We start from the raw sequence: 23,980 nt of genomic DNA on the forward strand, positions 1-23,980 counted from the left end.
AATTTTATCCTCTTAGGGTTTTAAAATCATATATAATAGGTAGTGTAATTCTTAAATCTCCATTATAGTGTGGAAAATTTAAAGAAGCTTTTCTTATGCTTTCTAAAGCACTTTTATCTAACAAATCATATCCTGAGCTTTCGATGATTTTTAAATCTGCTAAAGTTTTGTTTTCTTTCCATAAAAATTCTACTTTTACAGTTCCTTGCATACGCATTTTTTTTGCTTGCCTTGGATAAAATTGTGCTTGTTGTATAGCTTTTTGAATTTCTTTTAATACAGGGTGATTATCTTTTCCTTGTGTTAATTGGGTGATTTTAGGTTTGACATTTGTATCAGTTGTTTTTGTAAAAGTTTTAACTTCTTGAGTTGGTGCTATTGGGGTTTTATTTGGTATTGGGTGTGGAGGTGTTTTTTTTATCTTTTTTTGAATTTTTTCAGGAGTTTTTTTAATAACTTTTGGCTGAGGTTTTGGTTTGATGGGTTCTATAATGGATTCTGTTGGTTTAGTCTCATTTGTTGGATTAGTTTGGGTAAATTGTTTTATTGCTAAAGAAAAAGAATCTTCATTTTTAATTTCCATTTTAAAAAAGTCATTTGAGTGAAAAATGACAAAAAGTAAAGGTATAAAGACTATAAAAGTTATATAAGAAGCTTGGTATTTATGATTTAAAAATAAAGTTTTCATTTGTTTTTCTCAGTAAGAATCTGAAAATTTTCATGTTCTTTGGCTTTTAAAAAATCTATAATTTTTACAAAGCTTTCAAATTTAGCATTTTTATCGCTTTTTAGTTCTACTATGGTTTTTTTATCAAGTGAAAAAATAGCATTTTGAACTTCATTTAAATCAGCTAATTTATCATTTAAATAAAAAGTATTTTTTTCGTCTATGGTTATAAGAAGTTTTTTTTCATTATTGCTTATATTGGTAGCATTTTCACTTGAAGGAAGTGAGATTTGAATTTTTCCATGCGCAATAAAGGTTGAAATACTAAGCACTATAGCAAGCAAAACAAGCATAATGTCTATAAATGGAACTATATTTAAACCTTCATTTTTTGGTAGTTTAAGCATTTTTATTTGCCTTATAAGCATTGCTTAAGAGGGAAACTTTTCTAAGTAAGGCATTATAAGCCATTAAAGCAGGAATAGCAACCAAAAGTCCTAAGGCTGTAGCTTTAAGAGCTAAAGAAAGTCCCACGACTATAGATTTGACATCTATATTACCCGCCAAGCCCATTTCGTAAAATGTAACCATGATGCCTATTACAGTGCCTAAAAGTCCTATATAAGGAGCATTGGAATAGATGATATATATAGTGGTTAAATTTTCACTAATCGCATCATCAAATTGCTCTTGATTCTCATAATTTTTAAAGTTAATTTTTCTAAAAAATAGCATTCTTTCTACGACACACCAAAAAGCTATAAATGCCATAATTCCTAGAATTAAAAAGATAATTAAATCGATGTAATCTTTTAGAAATTCCACATTTTTCTCCAAAAATATACTTATAAATTTTAAAAAATTATACTATATAAAAAATAAATTTATAATTAATATCAATTATCATAATTTTTAAGAAATTCTTGTTTATAGTTTTTATTTTTATTAGGTTATAATTTATAAAAATTTAATAGGGTTTAACATGACTATAGATTTAAATCACAATTTTACCTCTTTTGTTCTTCTTGATGAAGTTGATTTTAATTTTTCGGAGTTAAAAAGCATTTTAGAAGATAAATTTAATATAAAAATAGCTGATGAAAATTTTACCAAAGAGGGAGTGATTTTTTCATATGAAAATATGTTGATTACTCTAAATTTGATTAAAAATCCTATACCTAATCACGAAGCAGAATACTATGCAAATTTTAATTTTATGTGGAAAGATGCCTTAGAGCAAACTAAAAAACATAAAGCTCATCTTCTTATAGCGGTGCTAAGTCAAGATCAAAGCAAATTAGAACAAGCTAAAATGTTTACGAAAATTGCAGCTTTATGTTTGGATAATAAACATGCTTTAGGTTTTTATACAGGTGCAGTTGTTTTAGAGCCCAGTTTTTATATAGAAAATGCAAAAATGTTAGATGATAATCGCTTGCCGGTATATAATTGGATATATGTTAGTGTTTATCCTAGTGAAAATGGAGTTAATGCTTATACTTATGGGCTTAGAAATTTTGATAAATTAGAACTTGAAGTTTGTGATTTAAACATAGAAGAAAAAGAACTTTTCTTTTGTATTTATGATATTGTTTTGCATATTTTAACTTATGATATTAATCTAAAAGATAAAGATATTTTAAAATTTGAAGATGGAAAAGAAATAAAATTTATAAAAAGTCAAGGTATAAGTGTTGAGAATGAAAGCTTGAAAATTATTTTTTAAGTTTCACATTCACTTCACAGTTTTGAGTTAAACTTTCGCCAACCAAGACAAAAAAGGAGAAACTATGAAAGCAAAATTAACTTTACTTGCTTTGTTGGGTGCTACGGTGCTTTTAGCTAAAGATATGGTTGTTCCTGCTAGCGAACTTCCAAATAATGCCAAAGAATTTATTTCTAAAAATTTTAAAACCGCTCAAATTGGTTTGGTGAAAAAAGATATAGATTCTTATGATGTAATTTTAAATGATGGAACTGAAATTGATTTTATGATCAATGGAGATTGGAAAGAAGTTGATGGAAAATACAAGGCTTTACCACATACTATTTTACCTAGTGTTATGAAAAAAGTAAGTGCAACTCAACCAAATGCTCAAATTCTTGAAATAGATAAAGAAATTAATGGTTATAAATTTAAGTTTAATAATAACATGAAAGTTTATACGGATATGCAAGGAAATGTCCTAGGTCAAAAATTAGATTAATTTTTGAAAATTTAACTCCCTTAGAAAATTTGATGCAAAAATTTGGAAGCATAGTCTTCCAAATTTTTTCTTTTTTGATTGCAAAACCCAAAATATATTTAGTTTTAAAATAATACTTTATTGATACAAGTGAGTGATTGTTTTTTTATAAAATTAAATTTACAAAATGTTACATAAGATTTAAAATATTTTTTTTAAAAAATAATTATTTATAAATATTTTGCTAAAATAAAAAAGATGTAATCTTAAATTTAAGGAAGAATAATGAATACTCCTAAATGGACTAGTCACGATACAAGGTGGGTTTTATCTCTTTTTGGAACAGCTATTGGAGCCGGCGTACTTTTGTTACCTATTAGTGCTGGGCTTGGTGGATTGATACCTTTGTTAGTTATACTTGTTTTAGCTTTTCCTATGACTTACTTAGCTCATAGAAATTTATGTCGCTTTGTGCTTTCAAGTTCTAATCCAAAAGATGATATTACTTTTGTTGCAGAAAGTTATTTTGGCAAAGGTGGTGGATTTTTAATTACACTTTTGTATTTTTTTGCTATTTTACCTATTTTATTGGTTTATAGTGCTAATCTTACAACAACTTTGCTTGAGTTCTTAATCAATCAGTTTAATTTCAATGCAGATCTTACTCATGCTGCTCGTTGGTGGGTGAGTTTTTTAATTGTTGGAGTTTTGGTTTTGATTTCTATTCTTGGTGAAAATGTTGTAACAAAAGCAATGAGTTTTCTTGTTTTTCCTTTTATTATATTTTTATTTATTTTTTCATTGCTTTTAATTCCACAATGGAATTCATCATTATTTACAAATGTTGATTTTTCCGTAATTTCAACAAGTAATTTTTGGGTTACTTTATGGCTTGTTATTCCTGTGATGGTATTTAGTTTTAATCACTCTCCTATTATTTCTTCACTTGCTTGTTATTGTAAAAAAGAATATGGTGATTATGCTGAACCTCGCGCTAGAAAAATTATTTCTTTGGCAATTATTCTTATGGTTTTTGTTGTAATGTTTTTTGTTTTTTCTTGTGCTTTAACCTTTACACCAGAAGATTTTGCATCAGCAAAAGATCAAAATATCAATATTCTTACTTTTATAGCAAATAAATTTCCTGAAGTTTCTTTACTAGCTTATGTTGGGCCTATTGTTGCACTTGTGGCTATTAGTAAAAGTTTCTTGGGACATTATCTTGGTTCTCAAGAAGGCTTAAATGGCATTTTATATAAAGCAAGTAATGGTAAAATTCAAGGTAAATTCGCTCAAACTTTAACAGCGATCATTACCTTTGCTATCGCTTGGCTTGTTGCGTATAAAAATCCAAGTGTTATAGGAATTATCGAGGCTATTGGTGGTCCTGTTTTGGCTATTTTGCTTTTCTTAATGCCACTTTATTGTATTTATCGTTTTGATATTTTGGCAAGATTTCGTAATAAATTTTTAGATCTTTTTATTTTGGTAATGGGGATAGTTGCAATTTCTGCTGCAATTCATGATCTTTTATAAATTAAGGATAAAAAATGAGTAATTTAAGCATTTTTAAAATAGGTGTTGGTCCTTCTTCTTCTCATACTTTAGGGCCTATGCTTGCTGGAAATTTATTTTGTAAAAAAGTTGCTAAAAAGCTTGATGAAATTGATAGAGTTGAGGTTACTCTTTATGGTTCTTTGTCGTTAACAGGCAAAGGACACTTGAGTGATAAGGCTGTGATTTGGGGGTTAAATGGCTTAGAAGCTAAAAATTTAAGTGCGGCAATACAAGATGAAGTAAATAAAAATGCTATTGAAAATGCTCAAATTGATTTTTGTGGCGAGAAAAAACTTAGTTTTAATTATGAAAAAGATTTGATATTCTCTAAAGATTTTTTACCTTTACATGAGAATGGTATGAAAATTAAAGCTTATGATTGTAAAGGTGGGTTAGTTGATGAGGAAACTTATTATTCTGTAGGTGGAGGCTTTGTTTTAACAGCTGCGGAATTAGAAAAAAAAGGTAAAAATTCCAACCAAAATAAAAAGAAAAAACTAGATATAGAGCTTAACAATGCAAAAGAAGCTTTAGAGCTTTGCGATAAAAGAGATTGGGATTTAGCAGAGCTTTCTTATCGTTATGAATTGCAATTTCACACTAAAGAGGAAATTCGTGCTTATTGTCTTGAAATTTGGGAAGTAATGCAAGAAGTGTATTATAATGGTACGCATCCAAATGAAGATTATTTGCCTGGAAAACTTCATTTAAAGCGTAGAGCCAAAGGACTTAAAGAAAGAGTGGCGATGACAGCTGATCCTATGGGCATTATAGATTTTATTTCTTTATATGCTATTGCGATTGCTGAAGAAAATGCTAGCGGAGCAAAAGTTGTAACCGCGCCAACAAATGGAGCATGTGCTGTTATCCCTGCTGTTATGCTTTATCTTAAAAATCATACTATAGGTTTTAGCGATGAAAAGGCTATAGAGTTTTTATTAACAGCAATGCTTATAGGTTCTTTTTATAAGAAAAATGCAAGCATTAGCGGAGCAGAAGCAGGCTGTCAAGCAGAAATTGGTAGTGCTAGTTCGATGGCAGCTGCGGCTATGGCAACAGTTTTAGGGGCTAATGCTTTTAAAGCATGCAACGCTGCTGAAATGGCAATGGAACATCATCTAGGTTTAACTTGCGATCCAGTTGCAGGACTTGTGCAAATTCCTTGCATAGAAAGAAATGCCTTTGGAGCTATTAAGGCTATAAGTGCTGCTAGAATGGCAATGACACGCAAATCTACTCCTATGGTAAGCCTTGATGAGGTTATAGAAACCATGTATGAAACAGGAAAAGATATGAATTATAAATACAAAGAAACTTCTTTAGGTGGTCTTGCTACAAATTTAAAAACAGTATGCTAAAGTGTTTTTACACTTTAGTGTATTTTTTCATTCTTTGACTTAAAAATTCTTTCATTTCTTCTTTGGAAAAACTTTTAAGAATACGAATTTGCTTAAAAAGCAAGCCAAGATTGATTGCTCCCATCACTAAAAGCAATAAGCAAATCATTAAAAAAACAAGATCTATGGCTCCAAATTCATTAATCATAGCCAAACTTGCAAAAAATATGCTCGCTAATAATAAAAAAAATAAAAGCAATATTTGTTTTAATTTTGCTTCATTAAAATTATCGCAATTTTGAGTGAAATTTCTAAAAAGTATGATCTTTTTACCCAAATTTGAAATTAAAATTTCATCATTTTCTTTAAATAAGCCTTCTTTTAAACTTTGATAAAAAAAGATTTCATTGTTTAAATTTAAATTATCTTTGTAGCTTGATAAAGTGTAGTCTTTGTAAAAAAAGGATTTTAATTCATTTTTCTTTTCTATTTTAAATAATCTTAAATCATTTCTCGCATAAAAAAATCCACTAAAGTTCATAAATGCCATAAGTATCACTCCCTAAAAAATTCCTATAAAGTGGCTTGAAATTTAAAGGTATTGTAACATTTTTTTCATCATTTAAACTTGAACTTTGGAAAATCAAAAACATATCTATTTCATCTTTAAAGGTTTTGAGAAAATTTTCTCCACCCTCATACATTAAAAATTTAGCTTCACTTGGAATTTGGGTATAAATTTGGCGGTTTGGAACTTTAAATAAAGGGATATTTTTATCAAAATTATCTATATTTTGACGGCTTAAGATACAAAGATTAGGCGCTTTTGCTTTGCAAAGCCTAGCATCTAGTATAGGATGATCTTTTCTTATGGTTTCTCCACCGACTACAAGCAAATCAATCACCGCTCTAATTTTATGTGCATAAGTGCGACTTAGCTCATTGCTTACGATTTTGCCAAAAGGCGAGCCATTCATAGAAAGGGCTAATTTAAAAAGTTTAAATTGCCCTTTTTGCCATTTTAAAAAAGGTTTTAAAAGTTTTTTTCCTTCTTCTTTAAGTATGTCAAATTCAATCTCTATGCCTTGTTTTTTTAAAAATTCAGCCCCACCACTTGCGATTTTATTTTCATCTTTAACGCTGATGAAAATTTTTTTAAAACCTAGCTCGCTAAAGAGTTTTGCACAAGGAGGCGTTTTTCCTTGATGAGAGCAAGGCTCAAGTGTGACAAAAGCTATGCTATCTTTAAATACACCTTGATGGTTTTTGCAAATAAACTCATGCAAGGCGTTTGCTTCTTTGGGCAATGAAATTTCAGGTCTTAAGCTTTTAAAAGCATGAGCTATGGCATTAAGTTCCGCATGAGCTAATCCAGCTTTTTCATGAGCTTTTATGGCTAAAATTTTTCCATTTTTATCTAAGATTACACAGCCTACAGCCGGATTTGGATAGGTTAAAAACTGATATTTCCAAGCCTCATTTAAGGCTAAATTCATATAAAATTCTTTCATTTACCTACCTTGTATTTTAAAATTTGACATATTTTTAAAATTTTATATTTTTGTTTTAAGATAACAAATTCTAAATTTTCCATTTGTATTTCTTATTTTTAATTATATTAGCCATAGTTTTTCTAAGTTTTTTAGGATATAACAAAAATAGTAAGACCGAAGTATTATTTTTCATTTGTAGTATCCTTTATAATTTCAGGAATGATATAAGCTTGATAAACTAGAAAGTTTTGGTGGCCGGGAGAAAGGGATTCGAACCCCTGGAGGTGTGACCCTCAACGGTTTTCAAGACCGCCGCTTTCGACCACTCAGCCATCTCCCGATAAAGTAAAGTTTTGCCTTTTGGAGGCGACATCCGGATTCGAACCGGAGATCAAGGCTTTGCAGGCCCATGCCTTACCGCTTGGCTATGTCGCCCTGATAATGTTGAAAAAGTGGTGCCCGAGGCCGGACTTGAACCGGCACGGAAGAAAAATTCCGAGGGATTTTAAGTCCCTTGTGTCTACCAATTCCACCACCCGGGCGGGTGATTATGGAGCGGGAAACGAGATTCGAACTCGCGACCCCAACCTTGGCAAGGTTGTGCTCTACCCCTGAGCTATTCCCGCATAAATTTCTGAAAGAATTGAAGATAAAATTATAGCAAAATAAACTTAAAAGGAGTTTATTTTGCCTTAAGTTATTTGCAAATAAATAAAGCTTTTGCACTTAAAATTTGTTCTTTTTCACTGATAATTGGAGATGAAAGTTCTATATTGTCAGATTTTGCATTTAACATTCTAGGTGCGATATTGGCATTTGTATTTACTTGTAAATTTTTCAATACACAAGTTTTATTAAGATCTAAAGAGTAAGTTTTTTCATATTCGTATGATGTTTTTAAAAGCTCTTTGTAGAGATTTTCTTTGTTGTTGTTTAGTGTATCTTTTGAAAATTTTGTTTGTATGGCTGGTGTTGAAACGCTGATGAAATTATTTTTAGCTATGATAGAATTGATGTCATTTAAAAGCTTGTTAAAATCTGCAAGTTGATTTTCTTTAAATTCACATTCTAAATTTGCATCAAATCTTTGACCTTTTGGAGTTTGTATACCATCTTTATAGGAAAAATTAGGCTCTAAAGAAAAACTTCCTCCGCTACAAAAATTTTCTTTTTTTGAGCGTTCTAAAATTTGATTGAAAGTATTTGCGATTTCAGCTTTTTCGCTATTGTCTAATGTGATTTTTGAGCTTAAATTTTCATTTGCCCAAAAATTAATATTTGCATATAAAATATCGGGTTTTAGCGTATTGCTTACTTCTATATTTCTTGAAAAATATAAATCATGATTAGAGTCTTTTTTGCTTAAAAATTCTACATTAAAAACTACTCCTGCAACAAAAAGCAATAAACATAAAAAACCTACGCCTAAACCTTTAAAAAAAGCTAACATGGATATCCTTAATAATTTAATTTGAGCTAATTTTAGCAAAAAATTTTAAATTTTTTTGTTATACTCTCATTTATGCAAAAAAAAGAGCTTGAAAAACTACAAGAAAATTTACTTCTTTGGTATGAAAAAAATGGACGCAAAACTTTACCTTGGCGTAATTTACAAAGTCAAAATTGTGATGAAATTTTAAAGCATATTGATAGAGCTTATGGGGTTTATATCAGTGAAATTATGCTTCAGCAAACTCAAGTTAAATCAGTTTTGGAAAGGTTTTATTTCCCCTTTTTGCAAAAATTTCCTACTTTAGAAAGTTTGGCTAATGCTAATGAAGATGAGCTTTTAAAGGCTTGGCAAGGACTTGGTTATTACACTCGTGCTAGAAATTTAAAAAAGGCAGCCTTAGAATGTGTGGATAAGTTTGAAGCTAAATTACCCAAAGAAGTTGAGGATCTAAAAAAATTAAGCGGCATAGGAGTTTATACAGCAGGAGCTATAGCTTGTTTTGGTTATGATCAAAAGGTTTCTTTTGTTGATGGCAATATACGCCGTGTGCTTTCTCGTCTTTTTGCTTTAGAAAATCCTAGCATGAAAGAACTTGAAAAAAGAGCTAAAGAGCTTTTAAATTTAAATCATGCTTTTGATCATAACCAAGCCTTGCTTGATATAGGGGCTTTGGTTTGTGTGAGTAAAAATGCAAAGTGTGGGATTTGTCCTTTGTATGATTTTTGTCAAGGCAAATTTCATACAGAGCTTTATCCAAGAGCTAAAAAAATACTTTATGAGAGTGTAAATTTAAATCTTTTTTTGTTTGAATTTAATAAAAAATTTGCCATAGGGCAAAGCCAAGATAAGCTTTATAAGGGTATGTATAATTTTCCTTTTTTTAAAGAAGGAGAGTATAAACTTTCTAAAGATATGGGTTTTGTAGGGGAGTTTAAGCACAGCTATACTAAGTATAAACTTAATATCAAGGTTTATCATCAAATTTTAAACAATGAAAATAAAAATTATGAATTTAAAACCTTAAAAGAGTTAGAAAGTACCGCACTTTCGGCACTTTCTTTAAAAGCGTTAAAATTAATTAAGCTCTGATTTTTTAGGCAAACATAAAGTAGCTATAAGCATGATGATTGTAAAAATAGCTATATATATAAAAAAGCCATTTTCTATACCTGCATTTTTAAATTGTAAAGCAACCCAAGGAGCAGATCCTCCAAAAACAGCATTTGAAATAGCATAACCCAAACCTGTCCCTAAAGCTCTTACATGTTCAGGAAAAAGTTTTGCTTTAAAAATCCCAGCAACTGAAGTATAAAAACTTAAAATAACAAACAATAATACCACCAACATAAATGTCAAAGAAGGATTATTTTGTGCGTTATTGGCTATAAGTGAAAAAATAGGATAAATTCCTACCAATGCCAAAATACAAAATACAATTAAAGATCGTTTGTGACCTATTTTATCTCCTATATATCCAAAAAGAGGTTGAATGATCATTAGTATAAATAAAGCACCTAAGAAAAGATTATTAACAAGCATTTTATCCATACCCGTATTTTCCATAAAAGTTTTAGTATAAGTTGTAATAGTATAAAAAGCTAAAGAACCTCCAGAAGTAACCCCAAGCACCATTAAAAAAGGTTTCCAAGATTTGCATAATGCTTTTAAAGTACCACGATCTTCATGCTGGTGAAGTTTTGTAGCACTTTCATTCATCATTTTTCTTACAAAAAGCGAGCCTAGTGCTAAAATTCCGCCTATTACAAAAAGTATTCTCCAAGCATAATCTTTCATATCATCAATGCTAAAAAATAAAAACATTATACTAATGCTTGCAACGGCCAAAAGTTGACCGCCTATTAGGGTTACATACTGAAAAGATGAGTAAAAACCGCGTTTTCCTTCTGTAGCAAGTTCTGAAAGATAAGTAGCTGCTATGCCATACTCCCCGCCTACACTAAGACCTTGAATGAGTCTTGCTATTAAAAGTAAGATAATAGCAAGATCTCCCACTGTATCTTTGCTTGGCAAGGCTGCTATCATAAAAGAGCCCAAAGCCATTAAAACCACTGATATAACCATAGATTTTTTACGACCTACTTTATCAGCTAAAGAGCCAAAAAGCCAAGAGCCTATAGGACGCATAAAAAACCCTGCTGCAAAAACCCCAAAGGCATTGATTTGCTGGATAACAGGATTATCTGAAGTTGAAAAAGTATGAGCAAAATAAGTTGCTGTAAAAGCGTAGATATAAAAGTCAAACCACTCTACTAAATTTCCGCTACTTGCAGCAATAATAGAGCGAATTTTTTTCGTGCGAGTAAGCTCTTGCATAAACCCTTCCTTAATTTTAGATTTTTATTTAAGTATAGTGTGATTTTTGTTTAATATATTTAAAAATAAAGAAGAGAAATAAAAAAGATAAAAATATCGATAAAAATGTTACATATTTTAATAAATTTCATAAATTTTGGTAAAATGTTTACTCTAGGAAATATAATGAAATTTAAAAAAATATATATAGAATTAAGTGATATTTGTGGTTTAAAATGCGATTTTTGTCCTTCTCGAAAAGGAATTCGCGGGGTAATGAGTGAAGAAAAATTTCAAAACTTAGCTCATGAAATTTCTAATAAGGCTGAGCTTTTTACCTTTCATCTTTTGGGCGATCCTTTGCTTTTACCTAATTTGGAAAATTATCTAAAAATCGCAAAAAGTGAAGCTATGAAGCTTGAAATCACTACAAGTGGCTTTTATTTAAATTCTAAAAATCAAGCTTTATTGTTAGGGTATGAGAATATCCATCAAATCAATATTTCTTTAATGTCTTTTTTAAGTCAAAGCAAAATTTCTTTAGAACAGTATTTTAAGCCTATTTTAGAACTTTGCAAAAAGCATTTAGAGCAAAAAAGCCTTTCTTTTATCAATCTAAGACTTTGGAATTTAGATGCTAATTTTAAAGCACCTAAGTCAAATTTAAAAATTTATGAGTTTTTAGCCAAAGAATTTGAAGTTAAGATTGATACAAACTTAAGTAAAAATCGCTTGCAAAGACATATTTTGCTTCATCAAAATAAACTTTTTAAATGGCCAAATTTAAAAGATGAACCCCTTTATAAAAAAGGAAAATGTCATGCTTTAAAAGAGCAAATTGGGATTTTAAGTGATGGAAGTTTGGTGCCTTGCTGTTTGGATACTAAAGCAGATATTAACTTAGGAAATGTTTTTGAAAATAACTTTGATAAGCTTTTTAAATCACCGCGTATAAAGATGATGAAAAAAGCTTTTGAAGAAGATAAACGCATAGAAAAACTTTGTCAAACTTGCGAATTTTTTAAAGCAAGATTGGGTGATTAAAAATTGTTATTTTCTAGCTTTGTTTTAAATTCTTGAATTCTATCTATTATCTTAGGACTAAGACGTAATAATATATGTGTATCTTTGTTAAAATAAATACTTCCTGTTTTAACTGCTTTGGTATTTTTCAATAAAGCATTTGTATCTAAAAGGTTGTTTTTAGCATTAATTCCAAGAATGAGTATGTCTGGATTTTGTTTCAGTATATATTCTGCTGATATAACAGGTCTTGAAATTTGACTTTGCGGACTTAAATTTTTAATCCCTATAAGTCTTAAAATATCAGCTATTAAAGAATTGTCATTAAAGGCCATTAAAGGGTTGCTAGAATAAAGATAAATCACACTTTTATTTAGGGGTTTATCGCTTAATTTTTTTAAATTTTGGGTAAATTCTTGTTTTAAAAGCTCTGCTTCTTTTTCTTTTTTGGTGATTTGGCCTAAGGTTGTGATATTTTTTGTTATATCTTCTAAACGCTCGGCTTTTAAATTGATACTTTTGATACCAAAATTTTTAAGTCCTTCTTCTAAATTTAAAGAATAAGAGCTTAAAATCACCAAACTTGGTTTTAATGTTACTATTTTTTCAAGCGAAGGATTTGAAAAAGTGCCTACGCTTGTAAGTTTTGAGGTTTGATCTTTGGGATAGATATTTGAGTGTTGTAAAGTGGCAATGCCTACGATTTGATCTTCAGCCTTAAGCATAAAAAGGGTTTCTATGCTTGCAGGATCAAGCACTACAAGGCGTTCTTTTGCATTTAGTGTGATTAAAAACAAACTCATAATAATTAAAATTTTTTTCATTTTTTCTCCTTTAAAGCTAAAATATAAGGTTTAGAATTTTTATAAATAATCTCGCAGTTTAAATCATAAATTTCTTTTAAAATTTCTTGAGTAAAAAGCTCTTTGATCGTTCCAAAATACTTTATTTCCCCTTCTTTTAAAAAAAGGATTTTATCACAAAACATAGAAGCTAAATTTAAATCATGCAAGATAGCAACAATGGCAATATTTTTTTCTTTAACTAGTTTTTCGCAAAGACTTAAAAGCTCTATAGCATAGTTTAAATCAAGGGCTGAAGTGGGTTCATCTAAAAAAAGAATTTTTGGCTTTTTAAGCAAAGCTCTTGCTAAAAGCATTCTTTGAAATTCACCCCCACTTAAAGAAAGTATGCTTCTTTCTAGAAAATTTTCAAGTCTTAAATCCTTAGCAAATTCTTGAATTTCTAAAATATCTTCTTTAGAATAAGAACTAAAAGCGTGTTTTAAATTCGCATATTTGCTCATTAAAAGCACATCGATGACTTTTAAAGGGGTGTTTAATTCTGATTTTTGAGGCACAAAGCCGCAAATTTTGGCAAATTCTTTAAGAGAAAAATCCTTGATATTTGTGTTAAAAAGACTTATCTCTCCTTTATTTGGACTTAAATTTTTAAGTATAAGTTTTAAAAGAGTGCTTTTACCTGAGCCATTTGGCCCTAAAATTCCTATAAAAGCCTGATTTTTAAGTTCTAAATGAATGTTTTTTAGTAAATCTTTTTGGTGATAAGCAAAGCTTAAATCTTGTATTTTTAGCATTATAAAAATCTCCTAGCACTTAAAGCTAAGTATAAAAAAATAGGAGCTCCAAAAAATGCAGTTAAAATTCCAATCGGAATTTGTACAGGGGCTAAAAGAGTTCTTGCTAAAGTATCACAAATAAGTAAAAATAATCCTCCAAATGCTGTACATAAAGGGATAACTAAGGCATTATCATAATTTTTAAGCAAAAGTCTTATAGTATGAGGAATGATGAGTCCAACAAAGCCTATAAGTCCGCTAAAAGCAACCGCAAAAGATACAGCCAAAGATGAGACAATGAGTAAATTTATCTTTAATTTTTGAGCATTTACCCCTAGATTTCTAGCTTCATCATCTCCGCTTAAAAGTATGTTTAATTCGTTTTTATGAGCGTAAAAATAAAACAAACAAAAAATTAAAGGCAAGATTAAAATTCCCACACGAAACCAAGAAGCATTGCCTATATTTCCCATAAGCCAAGCGACTATTTTAAAAGAATCTTCGCCTATAAGATAAGTGAAAAAAGAAGTAAAAGCTCCTAAAAAAGATGAAGCTGCTATGCCGATAATGAGTAAAGTCGCTATAGAAGCTTTAGAAGAAATTTTAAAAACTCCTAGGGCAAAAAAGGCAGAGCAAACAAAACCTAAAATTCCATAATAATAATCATTCAATTTTAACAAATACGCCAAAACCGCTCCAAAGGTTGCCGCAGAAGCTATACCTATGATATAAGGATCGGCTATAGGATTTGAAAATACATTTTGAGTGATAGCCCCACTACTAGCTAAAAGCATACCAATTAAAATCGCCATTATAATGCGTGGCAAGCGTCCATCTATGATGATTTGTCTTAAAATTTCATCTTGGCTAAAGATATATGAAAAAAGTTCTTTTGGGTTTAAATTCTCATCTCCTAAGCAAAGTGCTGTAAAAGAAGCGATTATATAAGCTACCAAAAGCCCTATAATCACTAAAATTTTAGAATGCGTATTTAAATTCAACATAGTAGTTTCTGCCATTTCCAACTAGGTATTGATCATTTATACTGTCTTGATAGGTGTAGTATCTTTTATCGAAAAGATTGCGAATTCCTGCTAAAATTTGTAATTTTTTATAATTATATTTCATGCCAATATCTGTTAAAAAATAATCCCTTATCCAAGAATTTTTAGACATTTTTCCTGTATTTTCATCTATAATTCCACCATCTTTTGCTCTAGAAAAATAGGTTAAATCAATAAAATTTGAGAAATTTTTATTCCAAGCGTATTCAATCCCAGCTGTGGCTTTGATTTTTGAAACATAAGGAATTCTCATACCGTCATTAACACCTTTAGAAATTTTAGCATCAAGATAAGTTAGACTTTCTCTAAGGATTAAATCATCATCTAAAAAATTTTGACTCAGGCTTAATTCTACTCCTAAACGGCGAGTTTGATCTATATTATAATATTGCCAAAATCCTCCACCTGTGGCATGAGGGTTTCCAAGATAAGAAATTTCATCTTTGCTTAGGGTGTAAAATAAAGTTAGATTAAAGCCGTAAAAATCCCACCAAAAATCATCAATTCCTAGTTCAAAAGTATCAAAGATCTCAGGATTTAAATTTGCAGAATAATACTTTTGTGAATTTTTATCCTTATTGACAAATTGTGCTGGACTTGGAGAGACAAAACCTCTTTCGTATTTGATATAAAGCTTTCCTGTGTCTGAGTATTTAAAATTTGGAGTGATTTCAAACGCGAAGTTATGACTTGTGTCATCGGTCGAAAAAAGTTCTGGAGTGCTTGGTTTAGGAGTGTTTGATATAATCATATTGCTAGTGTAATTTCTATTTGTGTCATAAAGACTATATTCATATCTTGCTCCACCTGAAATACTAAAAATATCGTTAAATTCATGAGAATCAAGAGCGAAAATAGAATGGCTTTGTTTATCCATATCCATAAGCGTTGTCATGGTGTGACTCATTTGAAACTTAGGGCTATTTACATCATAATGAATAATACTTGTTCTTTTTGCATCATGGTTTGTAAATTCATAACCAAAAATAAAATAAGAATTATTTGCATAATTTAGCTTGTTTTTTAAACTTATCCCTGTAAGTGTGTCTTCAAAACCACTTCCATTTTGATATACAGGAAGACTCATACTTCCATAACTCATTGTAGAAACATCTTTTAGATAATTGATCTTTTGATTTTGCCAAAAAGCTTCTAGGTTAAATTCCCATATATCATCAAAATAGTAATGATAATCCAAAGAAATTTCAGGGCGATTGATTTGTGTGATATTGTCACTATTGCCTTTTTGGGTTGGATCGCTTTGAGCTTGTGCTTTTGTTAGATAGCCACTGCTGGTATTTTTGCTTTTAAAATAATTATAACCCAAAGTTAAATCGCTATTATCATTGATATTAATATAGGTTTTTGTGTTGATAAAATAACCTTTTTCATTATAACCTTCTTGATATCCATCAAGGTTAAAACTTTGTATATCAAAGCTAAAAGCTAAATTTTCATTTATTTGTTTGGCGCCATTGATACCTAAATTTCCACCTAGTCTACCATGATCATAGGCACTGCTTTTTAAATTTATAGCAAAAGCATCTGATTTTTGTTTTTTTGTAATGATATTAATCACACCCCCTCTAGTACCACTTCCATAAAGCACAGATCCACCCCCAGGTATGATTTCTATGCGTTCTACATTATCTAAATTGATACTATCTAGCGGGGTTATACCATGGGAATTATCAAGAACATTAATAGCACGCCCATCGATCATAACTTTTACAGCTATATTGGATTTATCTCCTTGTCCACGCATATCTATATTGCGTCCAAGTCCAAAATTTACAAAACTAATGCCCGAAATTCTTTCTAAGGCTTGTTCTAAGGAAACATAACCTTTATTTTGCAGATCTTTGCCTTCTATGCTGATTACATTGCGTAAATTTGAGTCTGCATCTTGCTCAAAACCTGTTGCACTAACAACAACTTTTTGTAATTTAATAGCTTCATTTGATTCTTGTGCATTTAAATTAGTTATTAGCAATAATGCAAATAAAGATAACTTAAAAGCTTTTTTATTTGGATGCAAATTTTACTCCTTAAATAAAATAAATAATGATAATTTATATCATAATAATTTAGAACGAAATTTATCCTTTATTAACTTAATTTAGTATAAATTTTTGTTAAAATAGATAATTTATATATTTTAAGTTATTTTTAATTTGATAATTGATACCATTTTTTTTAATATTTTATTTTAAAATCAAGAAAGGATAAAAATGAATTTTGAAAGCATTATTTCTCATATGAATGATCATCATAAATCAAATTTAGTTGATCTTTGTAAAAAATTTGGTGGTATTGAGCAAGTGCAAGATGTTTTTCTAAAAAGTGTTGATTTTAATGGCTTAGATCTTGTTTACAATGATAAAGAAAATTTACGAGTGGAATTTCCTAAAAAAGCCGATGAAAACACGATTAAAGATACTATAATATCCCTTTGCATGAGTGCAAAGAGCGAGCAAAATTTTAGTGGCGTAGAAAAAGAATTAAATGAATTTATGCTAAGTTTTAATTCTGTAGCTTTGGCAACTTTAAATACAAATGGAGAAGTTGTTTGCTCGTATGCACCTTTTGTAAGCACACAATGGGGAAATTATATTTATATAAGTGAAGTAAGTGAACATTTTAACAACATCAAAGTAAATCCAAACAATATAGAAATAATGTTTTTAGAGGATGAGAGTAAAGCTGCTTCTGTTATACTTCGCAAAAGATTGCGCTATAGAGTAAATGCAAGCTTTTTAGAGAGAGGTGAAAGATTTGATCAAATTTATGATGAGTTTGAAAAACAAACCGGAGGAGAAGGAGGCATTAAAACTATACGCAAGATGCTTGATTTTCATCTAGTAAAGCTTGAATTTAAAAAAGGACGCTTTGTAAAAGGTTTTGGTCAAGCTTATGATATAGAAAATGGAAATGTTGCACATGTAGGTGCTAGTGGAAATCCACATAAATTCCCACATAAGTATTAATTTATATAAAATCTTATAAATTTTGTTCTTGTAAAGCTTGGGCTTGATGATGAGTGATTAAAGGTTCTATGATTTCATCAAAAAGCCCATCTTGCATAATGGCATCTAAGCGATATAAAGTAAGATTTATTCTATGATCGCTGATACGATTTTGTGGAAAATTGTAAGTGCGAATGCGTTCGCTTCTATCTCCGCTTCCTACTTGTGATTTTCTTGCTTCACTTTCTTTTGCCAGTCTTTCACTCTCTTGCATTTCATAAAGCCTTGCTTTTAGGACTTTCATCGCACTTTCTTTATTTTTGTGTTGGCTTTTTCCATCTTGATTGACTACAACTATACCTGTAGGGATATGAGTGATACGAACAGCTGAATCAGTAGTATTTACACTTTGTCCACCATGTCCTGAAGATCGCATAACATCAACTTTAAGATCGTTTGGATTGATTTCGATTTCTATATCATCAACTTCTGGCATTACTGCCACGGTGATAGCAGAAGTATGCACACGTCCTTGGGATTCTGTTTGAGGAACTCTTTGAACACGGTGCGTTCCACCTTCATATTTAAGTCTTGAATAAGCTCCTGTTCCTTTAACAAGCATGATGATTTCTTTAAATCCACCTACACTTCCTTCGCTAGAGCTTACAATCTCAAGTTTATAGCCGCGATTTTCAGCATATCTTGCATAAGCTTTTACAAGATCTCCTACAAATAAAGATGCCTCATCACCACCTGTACCTGCACGAATTTCAAGAAAAATATTTCTTTCATCATTGGGATCTTTAGGAAGAAGTAAAATTTTAATCTCTTCTTCAAGTTTCGGTTTTAATTCTTCTAAAGTTTTTAGTTCTTCTTTTGCAAGTTCCCCAAGTTCTGGATCGTTTAGCAAAGCTTTATTTTCTTCTATATTGTCTAAAGTTTTTAAATACTCTTTAGCTTTTAAAACGATAGATTCTAAATTTTTTTGTTCTTTAGAGAGTGTAGTCATTTTACTGATATCGTTGAGTATATCAGAACTACTAAGAAGAGAATTTAACTCTTCAAAGCGTTTTAAAAAAGGATCTAGTTTGCTAGCTAACATTAAAAACTATATAGAAAATTATGCGATTTTATTTACTAAAAGGGCTAAGCGGCTTACACGGCGAGAAGCAGTTTGTTTTTTAATGAAACCGCGACTTACCATAGCATGAATGCTTTTATTAGCTACTTTTAAAGCTTCATTAGCAGCATTTTTATCTCCATTTGCTGCAGCTTCTCTTACGGCTTTAGTTATATTTTTAAGTCTTGTTCTATAGAATCTATTTCTTTCTGTTTTTTTAATAGTTTGTCTTGCTCTTTTTTCAGCAGATTTATGGTTTGCCATTTATATTTTCCTTTTTTGAAATTAAAGACTAAATTATATAAGAATAAAATTTAAAATTTAATTAATTTAAGCAAAATTTCAAAATAAGTCTTTTAAATTTATATCCCAAAAAACTAAATTAAATTTAAGTAAAAATCCATAAATTACCGCACTTAAAAGTCCAGCAAACAATCCTGCTAACATATCATCAAGCATTACACCTAGTCCGCCTTTGACTTTTTTATCTATCTTACCAATAATAGAAGGTTTTGTAATGTCAAAGAGTCTGAATAAAACAAAAGCCAAAATAAAATTGACTATCGAGTTTTCAACACTTGCTGCAATAGCACAAGCAAGAAAAACTCCAGCAACCTCATCGATAACTATGTGTTTGTCATCGTGAATTCCTGTTTTTTTTTCATAATCATCTATAACACGAATACTTGCAACAAAAATTAAAATGCTTAGTAAAAACAAAGTATTAATCCCGAGATATTTAAGTATAAAAAAAGCAGGTATTAAAGCAGCGATAGTACCAAAAGTCCCACTTGCCTTTTTTACAGAACCTGAATAAAAAAAAGTTAAAAATAATTTTTGCATTTTATTACACCATATAAGACATTTGATGAATTTCTAAAAGTTTTTGATAAAATTCTTCATCATTTTTGTATTCTAAAATTCCATCAGTTGGAAAAAGCTCATTATAAATTTTTTGCATATTTTTTAATCTATTTGGAAAAAGAGAAGTTAAAATAACACTAGATACTTCCTTGCGCATGAAAATTGCTGGAGGAATGATACCCGCTCTTAGTAAATCTTTTAAAGACTGAGAATTATAGTGCAAATGGTGATGACAACCATGAGGGCAAGATCTTGTGCTAACAATCATGCGACATTGATCGCAAAATACAAATTCAGGCAAAACGATCACTTCTATGCCATAGTCCTTGGAAAAATCATCAAGTATGGTTTTTGGTTGGTTATCGTCATAAAACATTCCAAGTCCTGTATGATTTTGTCCTACTACTAGTTTGGTACAACCTAGACTTTTTGCGATAATACTTTCTAAGCCAGGATTTAAATGAGCGTGAAAAATATTAATATTTTTTAATGGAAAAATGAAAATTCTATCCGGTGGAAGATAGTTTTGAATAAATTTTTTCAAATATGCTTCTTTAAGTTCGAATTCAAACCCATTTACATCAAAAGATTCTACAAGAAAAATTACAACTAAATCTGCTTTATCAATAGTCCAACGAAACATTCTTTCATGGGCACGATGCAAAGGATCAAAACTTGAAACTATAGCAGTAATTTTTTGTGCATTAAGATTGTTTTTGATTTGTTGAAAATTTTCTTTTATTTTTTCAATTTGAGAATTATAAATTTCTATTTTTCCACTTATGCAAGTTGTTCCCATGTCTTCTAAAGAGCAAGTGTTAGGACTGAAAATATCAGAAAAATTTTTATTATTTTTAAATTGGCTTTTAAAATCTATATGTCCTACTACTTTTTCATCTAGTATGAGATCGATTCTATCGCCAGATTTTATATCATTTAGTGCTTCTTCAGCATTTTTTGGTGCAAAGCTTAAGGGATAGGGAAAACTTTCTCCTTTAAATTTTCCTGATTTAATGATTTCATTGACTTCTTTTTCATTCATTAAATGAGTGCAAGTACCTAGCAAACCTTCTTTAATAAGTGACAAGATGCCAAATTCATTTTGATCTATGGTAATGTTTTTATTTTTTCTTGCTGATTTCATATTTCTTCCTTTTTTCCCATAAAGATTTACGTGAAATGCCTAATTTTTTTGAAAGATCAGTATCAGGAAATATATTTTGGTAATTTATAATAACATATTTTACATACTCATCTATAGTTAAAATTTCATTGCTATTGATATTTTTTTCATTATCATTTAAATTAATGCAGTTTATTTTTAAATCATCTGTATTTGAATTGGTATGCAAAATAACATTTTTGTTTTGTATAAAATCTAGGAGTTTTTCCTTTTCTGTTGCTTTTAATGCTTGAAAATTACTCAAAAATAAGAGATTGTTTTCTGTGGGAAGTTTCATAACTTTTTCAACTGAATTTGTAGATGTTAAATCAATAAAAGAAAGAGTAATGTCACATTCATTTGCATAATTAAAAACAAAAGCATCAGCACTGCTTTGCTTGTTGGATTTTAATATCAATGGAAGTTTTAATTTTTTATAATTATACTCTGGAATTTTGATTGTTTCTAATCTTGATTTGATATAGCTTTGATAAGCTTTATTAAGAATTGAAAGTTTTCTAAAATCCTGATAATGCTTTATTTTTCTAATCAGCTCTTCTATCATAAAGGGTTTTTGAATATAATCACTAGCACCTAATTTCAAAGGATTTGAAACTGTATCTGTACTTATATAAGAAATAAGCAAAATAATGATACTATATTTAAACTGACCTACGGCTTTTAGAAAATTATTAGTATTTGTAGAAAGCAGTACAATATCATAGTATTTTTCACCATTGTATTCATCAAACGAGTTGATAATTTCACAGCTATATCCAGCATCACTTAGTTTAATGCTAATGCTTTGCGCTAGATAAATTTCATTTTCAATAATTAAAACTTTCATAATCTTGTCCAATCAAAATATTTTAAATTTACACTACTAAGCACTGCCATACCTTCTTTTCTTCCAATAAAACCCAATTTTTCCGTTGTTGTGGCTTTAACATTGATTCTAAATTCATCTAAATCTAAAGTATGAGCTATATTGCTTTGCATAGCTTGTTTAAAGTCTTTAAGTTTAGGGCTTTGTGCCATGACGCAAATGTCTATATTAATGAGTTCAAAACCTATTTCTCTGACTTTATCATAAGCCTGTTTTAAAAGCTCCATGGAGTTGGCATTTTTAAATTTCATATCAGTATCAGGATAAAGCTCTCCTATATCTCCAAGTCCTGCAGCACCTAAAATCGCATCAGTTAAAGAGTGAGCTAAAACATCTCCATCGCTGTGTGCTTTAAGCCCCATAGTAGGATGAATTTGCACTCCTGCTAAAAGCAAAGGGCGATTCTCTCCAAATTCATGCACATCAAAACCATTGCCAGTAAAAATTTCAAAGCTAGGTGTAGGCAAATCAAGCTTTTTAAGATCTTCTTTAAAGGTTAGTTTTCTTGCATTTTCTTCACCTTCAACAAACCAAATTTTTCCACCCATTGCAGCTATAGCTGTGCTATCATCTGTAAATTCTAGGTTTTGATCCAAGGCTTTTTTAAGCAATTTGGTTTTAGAAATTTGCGGGGTTTGAATGAGTTTGATTTTTTCTCTTTGCAAGGCTTCATTGTCAAAAAGTGTTGTATCTGCAACTTTTAAAGCAGGGGTAATACAATCTGCTTTATCTAAATTTTCAATCAAACGATCAAACAAATTTTTACTCACCAATACCCTTGCTACATCACTTACCATAACAAATTCGCTATCTATGAGCTCTAAGGCTTTTTTTAAGGATTCTGCTCTGGTATCACCACCTTCTATGAATTCATAGTTTTTAGTAAATTTTTTCATATAAGTGATATTACTAGAGGTAACAACTATTTTTTTAAAAGGATAAAAAGAGCTTAAATTTTTTGTTGCATAAAGCCAAAGAGGGTCATTTCCAAGTCGTAAAAATTGTTTTTTTACCTTTGTATTAAAACGAGTAGAATTTCCAGCTGCTAACATAATGAGGCTCATTTCACTCATTTTTTCATTCCTCTTTTTAATATTGTTGGTTTTTATAATGTTACCATATTATACACTTATAAAAAGCTAAATTTTATCATTTTATTAGTAAAATTGATTTTTTTAAAAGACAAGGAAAAAATATGAAAGAACAAATTTTAGAGAAATTAAAAACTGTAAAATATCCTGGTTTTGAAAAGGATATAGTGAGTTTTAACTTTGTAAAAGATATTAAAATTCAAGATGATGGTGTATTCATTGATATAGAAATCGTTTCAGCAAATCCTGAAGTAGCTAATGAAATTCGTAAAAATACTATTGAAGCTTTATCGAGTTTGGCTTTAAAAAATATTGAACTTAATATCATTACTCCAAAAATTCCTGAAGAAAAAAGTAATTCAAGAAGTGGAAAAAATATCGCTCCACAAGTAAAAAATTTCATCATGGTTTCAAGTGGAAAAGGTGGTGTGGGTAAATCTACAACTACAGTAAATTTAGCAATTTCCATGGCTAAAATGGGAAAAAGAGTAGGTATTTTAGACGCGGATATTTATGGGCCAAATATTCCAAGAATGCTAGGTGAAACCAAAACTCAGCCTGAAGTAGTAGGGCAGAGATTAAAGCCTATTTTAACTCATGGTGTTTATATGATGAGTATGGGGGTTTTGATCGAAGAGGGTCAAGGCCTTATGTGGCGTGGAGCTATGATCATGAAAGCAATTGAGCAACTTTTAGCTGATGTAATTTGGCCTGAGCTTGATGTATTGTTTTTGGATATGCCTCCAGGAACAGGCGATGCGCAAATTACTTCTGCACAAAGCATTCCTATTACTGCAGGAGTTTGTGTAAGTACGCCTCAAACCGTATCTTTAGACGATAGTAAAAGAGCTTTAGATATGTTTAATAAACTTCACATTCCTATAGCGGGTGTGATTGAAAATATGAGTGGATTTTTATGTCCTGATAACGGTAAAGAGTATGATATTTTTGGCAAAGGAACGGCTGAGGATATGGCAAAAGCCTATAAAAGTGAAGTCTTAGCACAAATTCCTATAGAAATGATAGTAAGAGAAGGTGGAGATGAAGGCAAGCCTGTGAGTTTTTATCACCCTGAAAGTGTGAGTTCAAAGCGTTATTTAATGGCGGCTGAAAAAATTTGGAGCTTTATAGAAAAAATTAACAATGAAGGTGGTGCGGATAATTCTGCTATACAACCTGTGATGAATGGAAAAAGTGCGTGTTCGCATTAAAAATTAAG

Annotated in this window: 25 protein-coding genes and 4 tRNA genes; 8 read left to right on the plus strand and 21 right to left on the minus strand. The window is 30.1% G+C overall.

Going from position 1 to position 23,980, the window contains the following annotated elements:
- Positions 1–4: 4 nt before the first annotated feature.
- From SR62_RS01590 to exbB, 3 genes are read right to left on the minus strand one after another with little or no spacing between them, the layout of a single operon-like run.
- Positions 5–688 carry an energy transducer TonB gene (locus SR62_RS01590; RefSeq protein ID WP_002892093.1) on the minus strand — a complete coding sequence of 228 codons (684 nt, stop codon included), beginning with the start codon at positions 686–688 and terminating at the stop codon, positions 5–7.
- Entirely contained in the window at positions 685–1,074 is a 390-nt protein-coding gene (gene exbD / locus SR62_RS01595; RefSeq protein WP_002851470.1) for a TonB system transport protein ExbD, read from the minus strand. The genes SR62_RS01590 and exbD overlap by 4 nt, the downstream gene beginning before the upstream one ends.
- Complete coding sequence (gene exbB / locus SR62_RS01600; RefSeq protein WP_002851166.1) at positions 1,067–1,492, minus strand: TonB-system energizer ExbB; 426 nt, start codon at positions 1,490–1,492, stop codon at positions 1,067–1,069. The genes exbD and exbB overlap by 8 nt, the downstream gene beginning before the upstream one ends.
- A gap of 157 nt (positions 1,493–1,649) precedes the next feature.
- Between exbB and SR62_RS01605 the strand changes: the two genes are divergently transcribed.
- The 4 genes from SR62_RS01605 to SR62_RS01620 all read left to right on the plus strand — a co-directional run bounded on the left by SR62_RS01605 (position 1,650) and on the right by SR62_RS01620 (position 5,768).
- Positions 1,650–2,393: a DUF4261 domain-containing protein gene (locus SR62_RS01605; RefSeq protein WP_002866602.1), complete on the plus strand. Its 744-nt coding sequence runs from the start codon at positions 1,650–1,652 to the stop codon at positions 2,391–2,393.
- 64 nt (positions 2,394–2,457) lie between these two features.
- Positions 2,458–2,874: a PepSY-like domain-containing protein gene (locus SR62_RS01610; RefSeq protein WP_002856602.1), complete on the plus strand. Its 417-nt coding sequence runs from the start codon at positions 2,458–2,460 to the stop codon at positions 2,872–2,874.
- A 264-nt stretch (positions 2,875–3,138) separates the two neighbouring features.
- The gene (locus tag SR62_RS01615; protein WP_002856631.1) at positions 3,139–4,389 is read left to right on the plus strand and encodes an aromatic amino acid transport family protein; all 1,251 of its coding nucleotides are present in this window, start codon (positions 3,139–3,141) and stop codon (positions 4,387–4,389) included.
- Between the two features lie 14 nt (positions 4,390–4,403).
- A complete protein-coding gene (locus tag SR62_RS01620; protein ID WP_002892094.1) occupies positions 4,404–5,768 on the plus strand; it encodes an L-serine ammonia-lyase in 1,365 nt (454 codons plus the stop codon).
- 7 nt (positions 5,769–5,775) lie between these two features.
- On the opposite strand, the gene SR62_RS01625 is transcribed toward SR62_RS01620, so the two are convergent.
- From SR62_RS01625 to SR62_RS01655, 7 genes are all read right to left on the minus strand, one after another.
- On the minus strand, positions 5,776–6,297 hold the full coding sequence (locus SR62_RS01625; protein ID WP_002938629.1) for a hypothetical protein: 522 nt from the start codon (positions 6,295–6,297) through the stop codon (positions 5,776–5,778).
- The gene (ribD, locus tag SR62_RS01630; RefSeq protein WP_070306352.1) at positions 6,278–7,258 is read right to left on the minus strand and encodes a bifunctional diaminohydroxyphosphoribosylaminopyrimidine deaminase/5-amino-6-(5-phosphoribosylamino)uracil reductase RibD; all 981 of its coding nucleotides are present in this window, start codon (positions 7,256–7,258) and stop codon (positions 6,278–6,280) included. Before ribD ends, SR62_RS01625 begins: the two co-directional genes overlap by 20 nt.
- Positions 7,259–7,492: 234 nt before the next feature.
- Positions 7,493–7,580, minus strand: a tRNA-Ser gene (locus SR62_RS01635).
- A 21-nt stretch (positions 7,581–7,601) separates the two neighbouring features.
- Positions 7,602–7,675, minus strand: a tRNA-Cys gene (locus tag SR62_RS01640).
- 18 nt (positions 7,676–7,693) lie between these two features.
- A tRNA-Leu gene (locus tag SR62_RS01645) sits at positions 7,694–7,782 on the minus strand.
- Between the two features lie 9 nt (positions 7,783–7,791).
- Positions 7,792–7,866, minus strand: a tRNA-Gly gene (locus SR62_RS01650).
- Between the two features lie 71 nt (positions 7,867–7,937).
- Positions 7,938–8,690: a hypothetical protein gene (locus SR62_RS01655; RefSeq protein WP_070312584.1), complete on the minus strand. Its 753-nt coding sequence runs from the start codon at positions 8,688–8,690 to the stop codon at positions 7,938–7,940.
- Positions 8,691–8,762: 72 nt separating this feature from the next.
- On the opposite strand from SR62_RS01655, the gene mutY reads away from it, so the two are divergent.
- Positions 8,763–9,782 (plus strand): A/G-specific adenine glycosylase, encoded by a 1,020-nt coding sequence (gene mutY, locus SR62_RS01660; protein WP_002892600.1) that lies wholly within the window; start codon positions 8,763–8,765, stop codon positions 9,780–9,782.
- On the opposite strand, the gene SR62_RS01665 is transcribed toward mutY, so the two are convergent.
- Positions 9,768–11,027 (minus strand): MFS transporter, encoded by a 1,260-nt coding sequence (locus SR62_RS01665; RefSeq protein ID WP_002851199.1) that lies wholly within the window; start codon positions 11,025–11,027, stop codon positions 9,768–9,770. The two genes, mutY and SR62_RS01665, sit on opposite strands and share 15 nt — an antisense overlap.
- A gap of 165 nt (positions 11,028–11,192) precedes the next feature.
- Here SR62_RS01665 and SR62_RS01670 point away from each other — a divergent pair, with 165 nt between their 5' ends.
- Positions 11,193–12,050 carry a radical SAM/SPASM domain-containing protein gene (locus tag SR62_RS01670; protein WP_002855782.1) on the plus strand — a complete coding sequence of 286 codons (858 nt, stop codon included), beginning with the start codon at positions 11,193–11,195 and terminating at the stop codon, positions 12,048–12,050.
- Here SR62_RS01670 and SR62_RS01675 read toward each other — a convergent pair.
- Genes SR62_RS01675 through SR62_RS01690 form a run of 4 tightly spaced genes read right to left on the minus strand, consistent with a single transcriptional unit; the run spans position 12,047 to position 16,710 of the window.
- Positions 12,047–12,853 carry an ABC transporter substrate-binding protein gene (locus SR62_RS01675; protein ID WP_070306354.1) on the minus strand — a complete coding sequence of 269 codons (807 nt, stop codon included), beginning with the start codon at positions 12,851–12,853 and terminating at the stop codon, positions 12,047–12,049. The two genes, SR62_RS01670 and SR62_RS01675, sit on opposite strands and share 4 nt — an antisense overlap.
- A complete protein-coding gene (locus SR62_RS01680) occupies positions 12,850–13,626 on the minus strand; it encodes an ABC transporter ATP-binding protein (RefSeq protein WP_002873236.1) in 777 nt (258 codons plus the stop codon). The genes SR62_RS01675 and SR62_RS01680 overlap by 4 nt, the downstream gene beginning before the upstream one ends.
- A complete protein-coding gene (locus SR62_RS01685) occupies positions 13,626–14,612 on the minus strand; it encodes a FecCD family ABC transporter permease (protein WP_002856526.1) in 987 nt (328 codons plus the stop codon). The genes SR62_RS01680 and SR62_RS01685 overlap by 1 nt, the downstream gene beginning before the upstream one ends.
- The gene (locus SR62_RS01690; protein ID WP_002892603.1) at positions 14,587–16,710 is read right to left on the minus strand and encodes a TonB-dependent receptor; all 2,124 of its coding nucleotides are present in this window, start codon (positions 16,708–16,710) and stop codon (positions 14,587–14,589) included. The genes SR62_RS01685 and SR62_RS01690 overlap by 26 nt, the downstream gene beginning before the upstream one ends.
- A 193-nt stretch (positions 16,711–16,903) precedes the next feature.
- Here SR62_RS01690 and SR62_RS01695 point away from each other — a divergent pair, with 193 nt between their 5' ends.
- A complete protein-coding gene (locus SR62_RS01695) occupies positions 16,904–17,659 on the plus strand; it encodes a HugZ family heme oxygenase (RefSeq protein ID WP_002892604.1) in 756 nt (251 codons plus the stop codon).
- 13 nt (positions 17,660–17,672) lie between these two features.
- Here the strand turns inward: SR62_RS01695 and prfA are convergent, their stop codons facing one another.
- The 6 genes from prfA to SR62_RS01725 form a co-directional block, all read right to left on the minus strand.
- Positions 17,673–18,740 carry a peptide chain release factor 1 gene (gene prfA / locus SR62_RS01700; RefSeq protein WP_002892605.1) on the minus strand — a complete coding sequence of 356 codons (1,068 nt, stop codon included), beginning with the start codon at positions 18,738–18,740 and terminating at the stop codon, positions 17,673–17,675.
- Positions 18,741–18,758: 18 nt separating this feature from the next.
- Positions 18,759–19,022 carry a 30S ribosomal protein S20 gene (rpsT, locus tag SR62_RS01705; RefSeq protein ID WP_002856547.1) on the minus strand — a complete coding sequence of 88 codons (264 nt, stop codon included), beginning with the start codon at positions 19,020–19,022 and terminating at the stop codon, positions 18,759–18,761.
- A 78-nt stretch (positions 19,023–19,100) separates the two neighbouring features.
- Entirely contained in the window at positions 19,101–19,601 is a 501-nt protein-coding gene (locus SR62_RS01710; RefSeq protein WP_002851418.1) for a phosphatidylglycerophosphatase A, read from the minus strand.
- 4 nt (positions 19,602–19,605) lie between these two features.
- Positions 19,606–20,766 (minus strand): sulfate adenylyltransferase, encoded by a 1,161-nt coding sequence (locus SR62_RS01715; protein ID WP_002868300.1) that lies wholly within the window; start codon positions 20,764–20,766, stop codon positions 19,606–19,608.
- Entirely contained in the window at positions 20,744–21,631 is an 888-nt protein-coding gene (locus SR62_RS01720) for a response regulator (RefSeq protein ID WP_044261724.1), read from the minus strand. The genes SR62_RS01715 and SR62_RS01720 overlap by 23 nt, the downstream gene beginning before the upstream one ends.
- Entirely contained in the window at positions 21,628–22,743 is a 1,116-nt protein-coding gene (locus SR62_RS01725; protein ID WP_002851397.1) for a bifunctional 2-C-methyl-D-erythritol 4-phosphate cytidylyltransferase/2-C-methyl-D-erythritol 2,4-cyclodiphosphate synthase, read from the minus strand. Before SR62_RS01725 ends, SR62_RS01720 begins: the two co-directional genes overlap by 4 nt.
- 122 nt (positions 22,744–22,865) lie before the next feature.
- Between SR62_RS01725 and SR62_RS01730 the strand changes: the two genes are divergently transcribed.
- Complete coding sequence (locus tag SR62_RS01730) at positions 22,866–23,972, plus strand: Mrp/NBP35 family ATP-binding protein (protein ID WP_002869767.1); 1,107 nt, start codon at positions 22,866–22,868, stop codon at positions 23,970–23,972.
- Positions 23,973–23,980 lie beyond the last annotated feature (8 nt).

Source organism: Campylobacter sp. 2014D-0258, assembly GCF_008000495.1.
Lineage (GTDB): Bacteria > Campylobacterota > Campylobacteria > Campylobacterales > Campylobacteraceae > Campylobacter_D > Campylobacter_D jejuni.

Coding starts and splice junctions, on each gene's coding strand:
- SR62_RS01610 (WP_002856602.1), top strand. CDS start 2,458: ATGAAAGCAAAATTAACTTTACTTGCTTTGTTGGGTGCTACGGTGCTT.
- SR62_RS01725 (WP_002851397.1), bottom strand. CDS start 22,743: ATGAGTGAAATGAGCCTCATTATGTTAGCAGCTGGAAATTCTACTCGT.
- SR62_RS01655 (WP_070312584.1), bottom strand. CDS start 8,690: ATGTTAGCTTTTTTTAAAGGTTTAGGCGTAGGTTTTTTATGTTTATTG.
- SR62_RS01590 (WP_002892093.1), bottom strand. CDS start 688: ATGAAAACTTTATTTTTAAATCATAAATACCAAGCTTCTTATATAACT.
- SR62_RS01665 (WP_002851199.1), bottom strand. CDS start 11,027: ATGCAAGAGCTTACTCGCACGAAAAAAATTCGCTCTATTATTGCTGCA.
- SR62_RS01605 (WP_002866602.1), top strand. CDS start 1,650: ATGACTATAGATTTAAATCACAATTTTACCTCTTTTGTTCTTCTTGAT.
- prfA (WP_002892605.1), bottom strand. CDS start 18,740: ATGTTAGCTAGCAAACTAGATCCTTTTTTAAAACGCTTTGAAGAGTTA.
- SR62_RS01675 (WP_070306354.1), bottom strand. CDS start 12,853: ATGAAAAAAATTTTAATTATTATGAGTTTGTTTTTAATCACACTAAAT.
- SR62_RS01695 (WP_002892604.1), top strand. CDS start 16,904: ATGAATTTTGAAAGCATTATTTCTCATATGAATGATCATCATAAATCA.
- SR62_RS01670 (WP_002855782.1), top strand. CDS start 11,193: ATGAAATTTAAAAAAATATATATAGAATTAAGTGATATTTGTGGTTTA.
- rpsT (WP_002856547.1), bottom strand. CDS start 19,022: ATGGCAAACCATAAATCTGCTGAAAAAAGAGCAAGACAAACTATTAAA.
- SR62_RS01715 (WP_002868300.1), bottom strand. CDS start 20,766: ATGAAATCAGCAAGAAAAAATAAAAACATTACCATAGATCAAAATGAA.
- exbD (WP_002851470.1), bottom strand. CDS start 1,074: ATGCTTAAACTACCAAAAAATGAAGGTTTAAATATAGTTCCATTTATA.
- SR62_RS01730 (WP_002869767.1), top strand. CDS start 22,866: ATGAAAGAACAAATTTTAGAGAAATTAAAAACTGTAAAATATCCTGGT.
- SR62_RS01720 (WP_044261724.1), bottom strand. CDS start 21,631: ATGAAAGTTTTAATTATTGAAAATGAAATTTATCTAGCGCAAAGCATT.
- SR62_RS01680 (WP_002873236.1), bottom strand. CDS start 13,626: ATGCTAAAAATACAAGATTTAAGCTTTGCTTATCACCAAAAAGATTTA.
- SR62_RS01620 (WP_002892094.1), top strand. CDS start 4,404: ATGAGTAATTTAAGCATTTTTAAAATAGGTGTTGGTCCTTCTTCTTCT.
- ribD (WP_070306352.1), bottom strand. CDS start 7,258: ATGAAAGAATTTTATATGAATTTAGCCTTAAATGAGGCTTGGAAATAT.
- mutY (WP_002892600.1), top strand. CDS start 8,763: ATGCAAAAAAAAGAGCTTGAAAAACTACAAGAAAATTTACTTCTTTGG.
- SR62_RS01625 (WP_002938629.1), bottom strand. CDS start 6,297: ATGGCATTTATGAACTTTAGTGGATTTTTTTATGCGAGAAATGATTTA.
- SR62_RS01685 (WP_002856526.1), bottom strand. CDS start 14,612: ATGTTGAATTTAAATACGCATTCTAAAATTTTAGTGATTATAGGGCTT.
- SR62_RS01615 (WP_002856631.1), top strand. CDS start 3,139: ATGAATACTCCTAAATGGACTAGTCACGATACAAGGTGGGTTTTATCT.
- SR62_RS01710 (WP_002851418.1), bottom strand. CDS start 19,601: ATGCAAAAATTATTTTTAACTTTTTTTTATTCAGGTTCTGTAAAAAAG.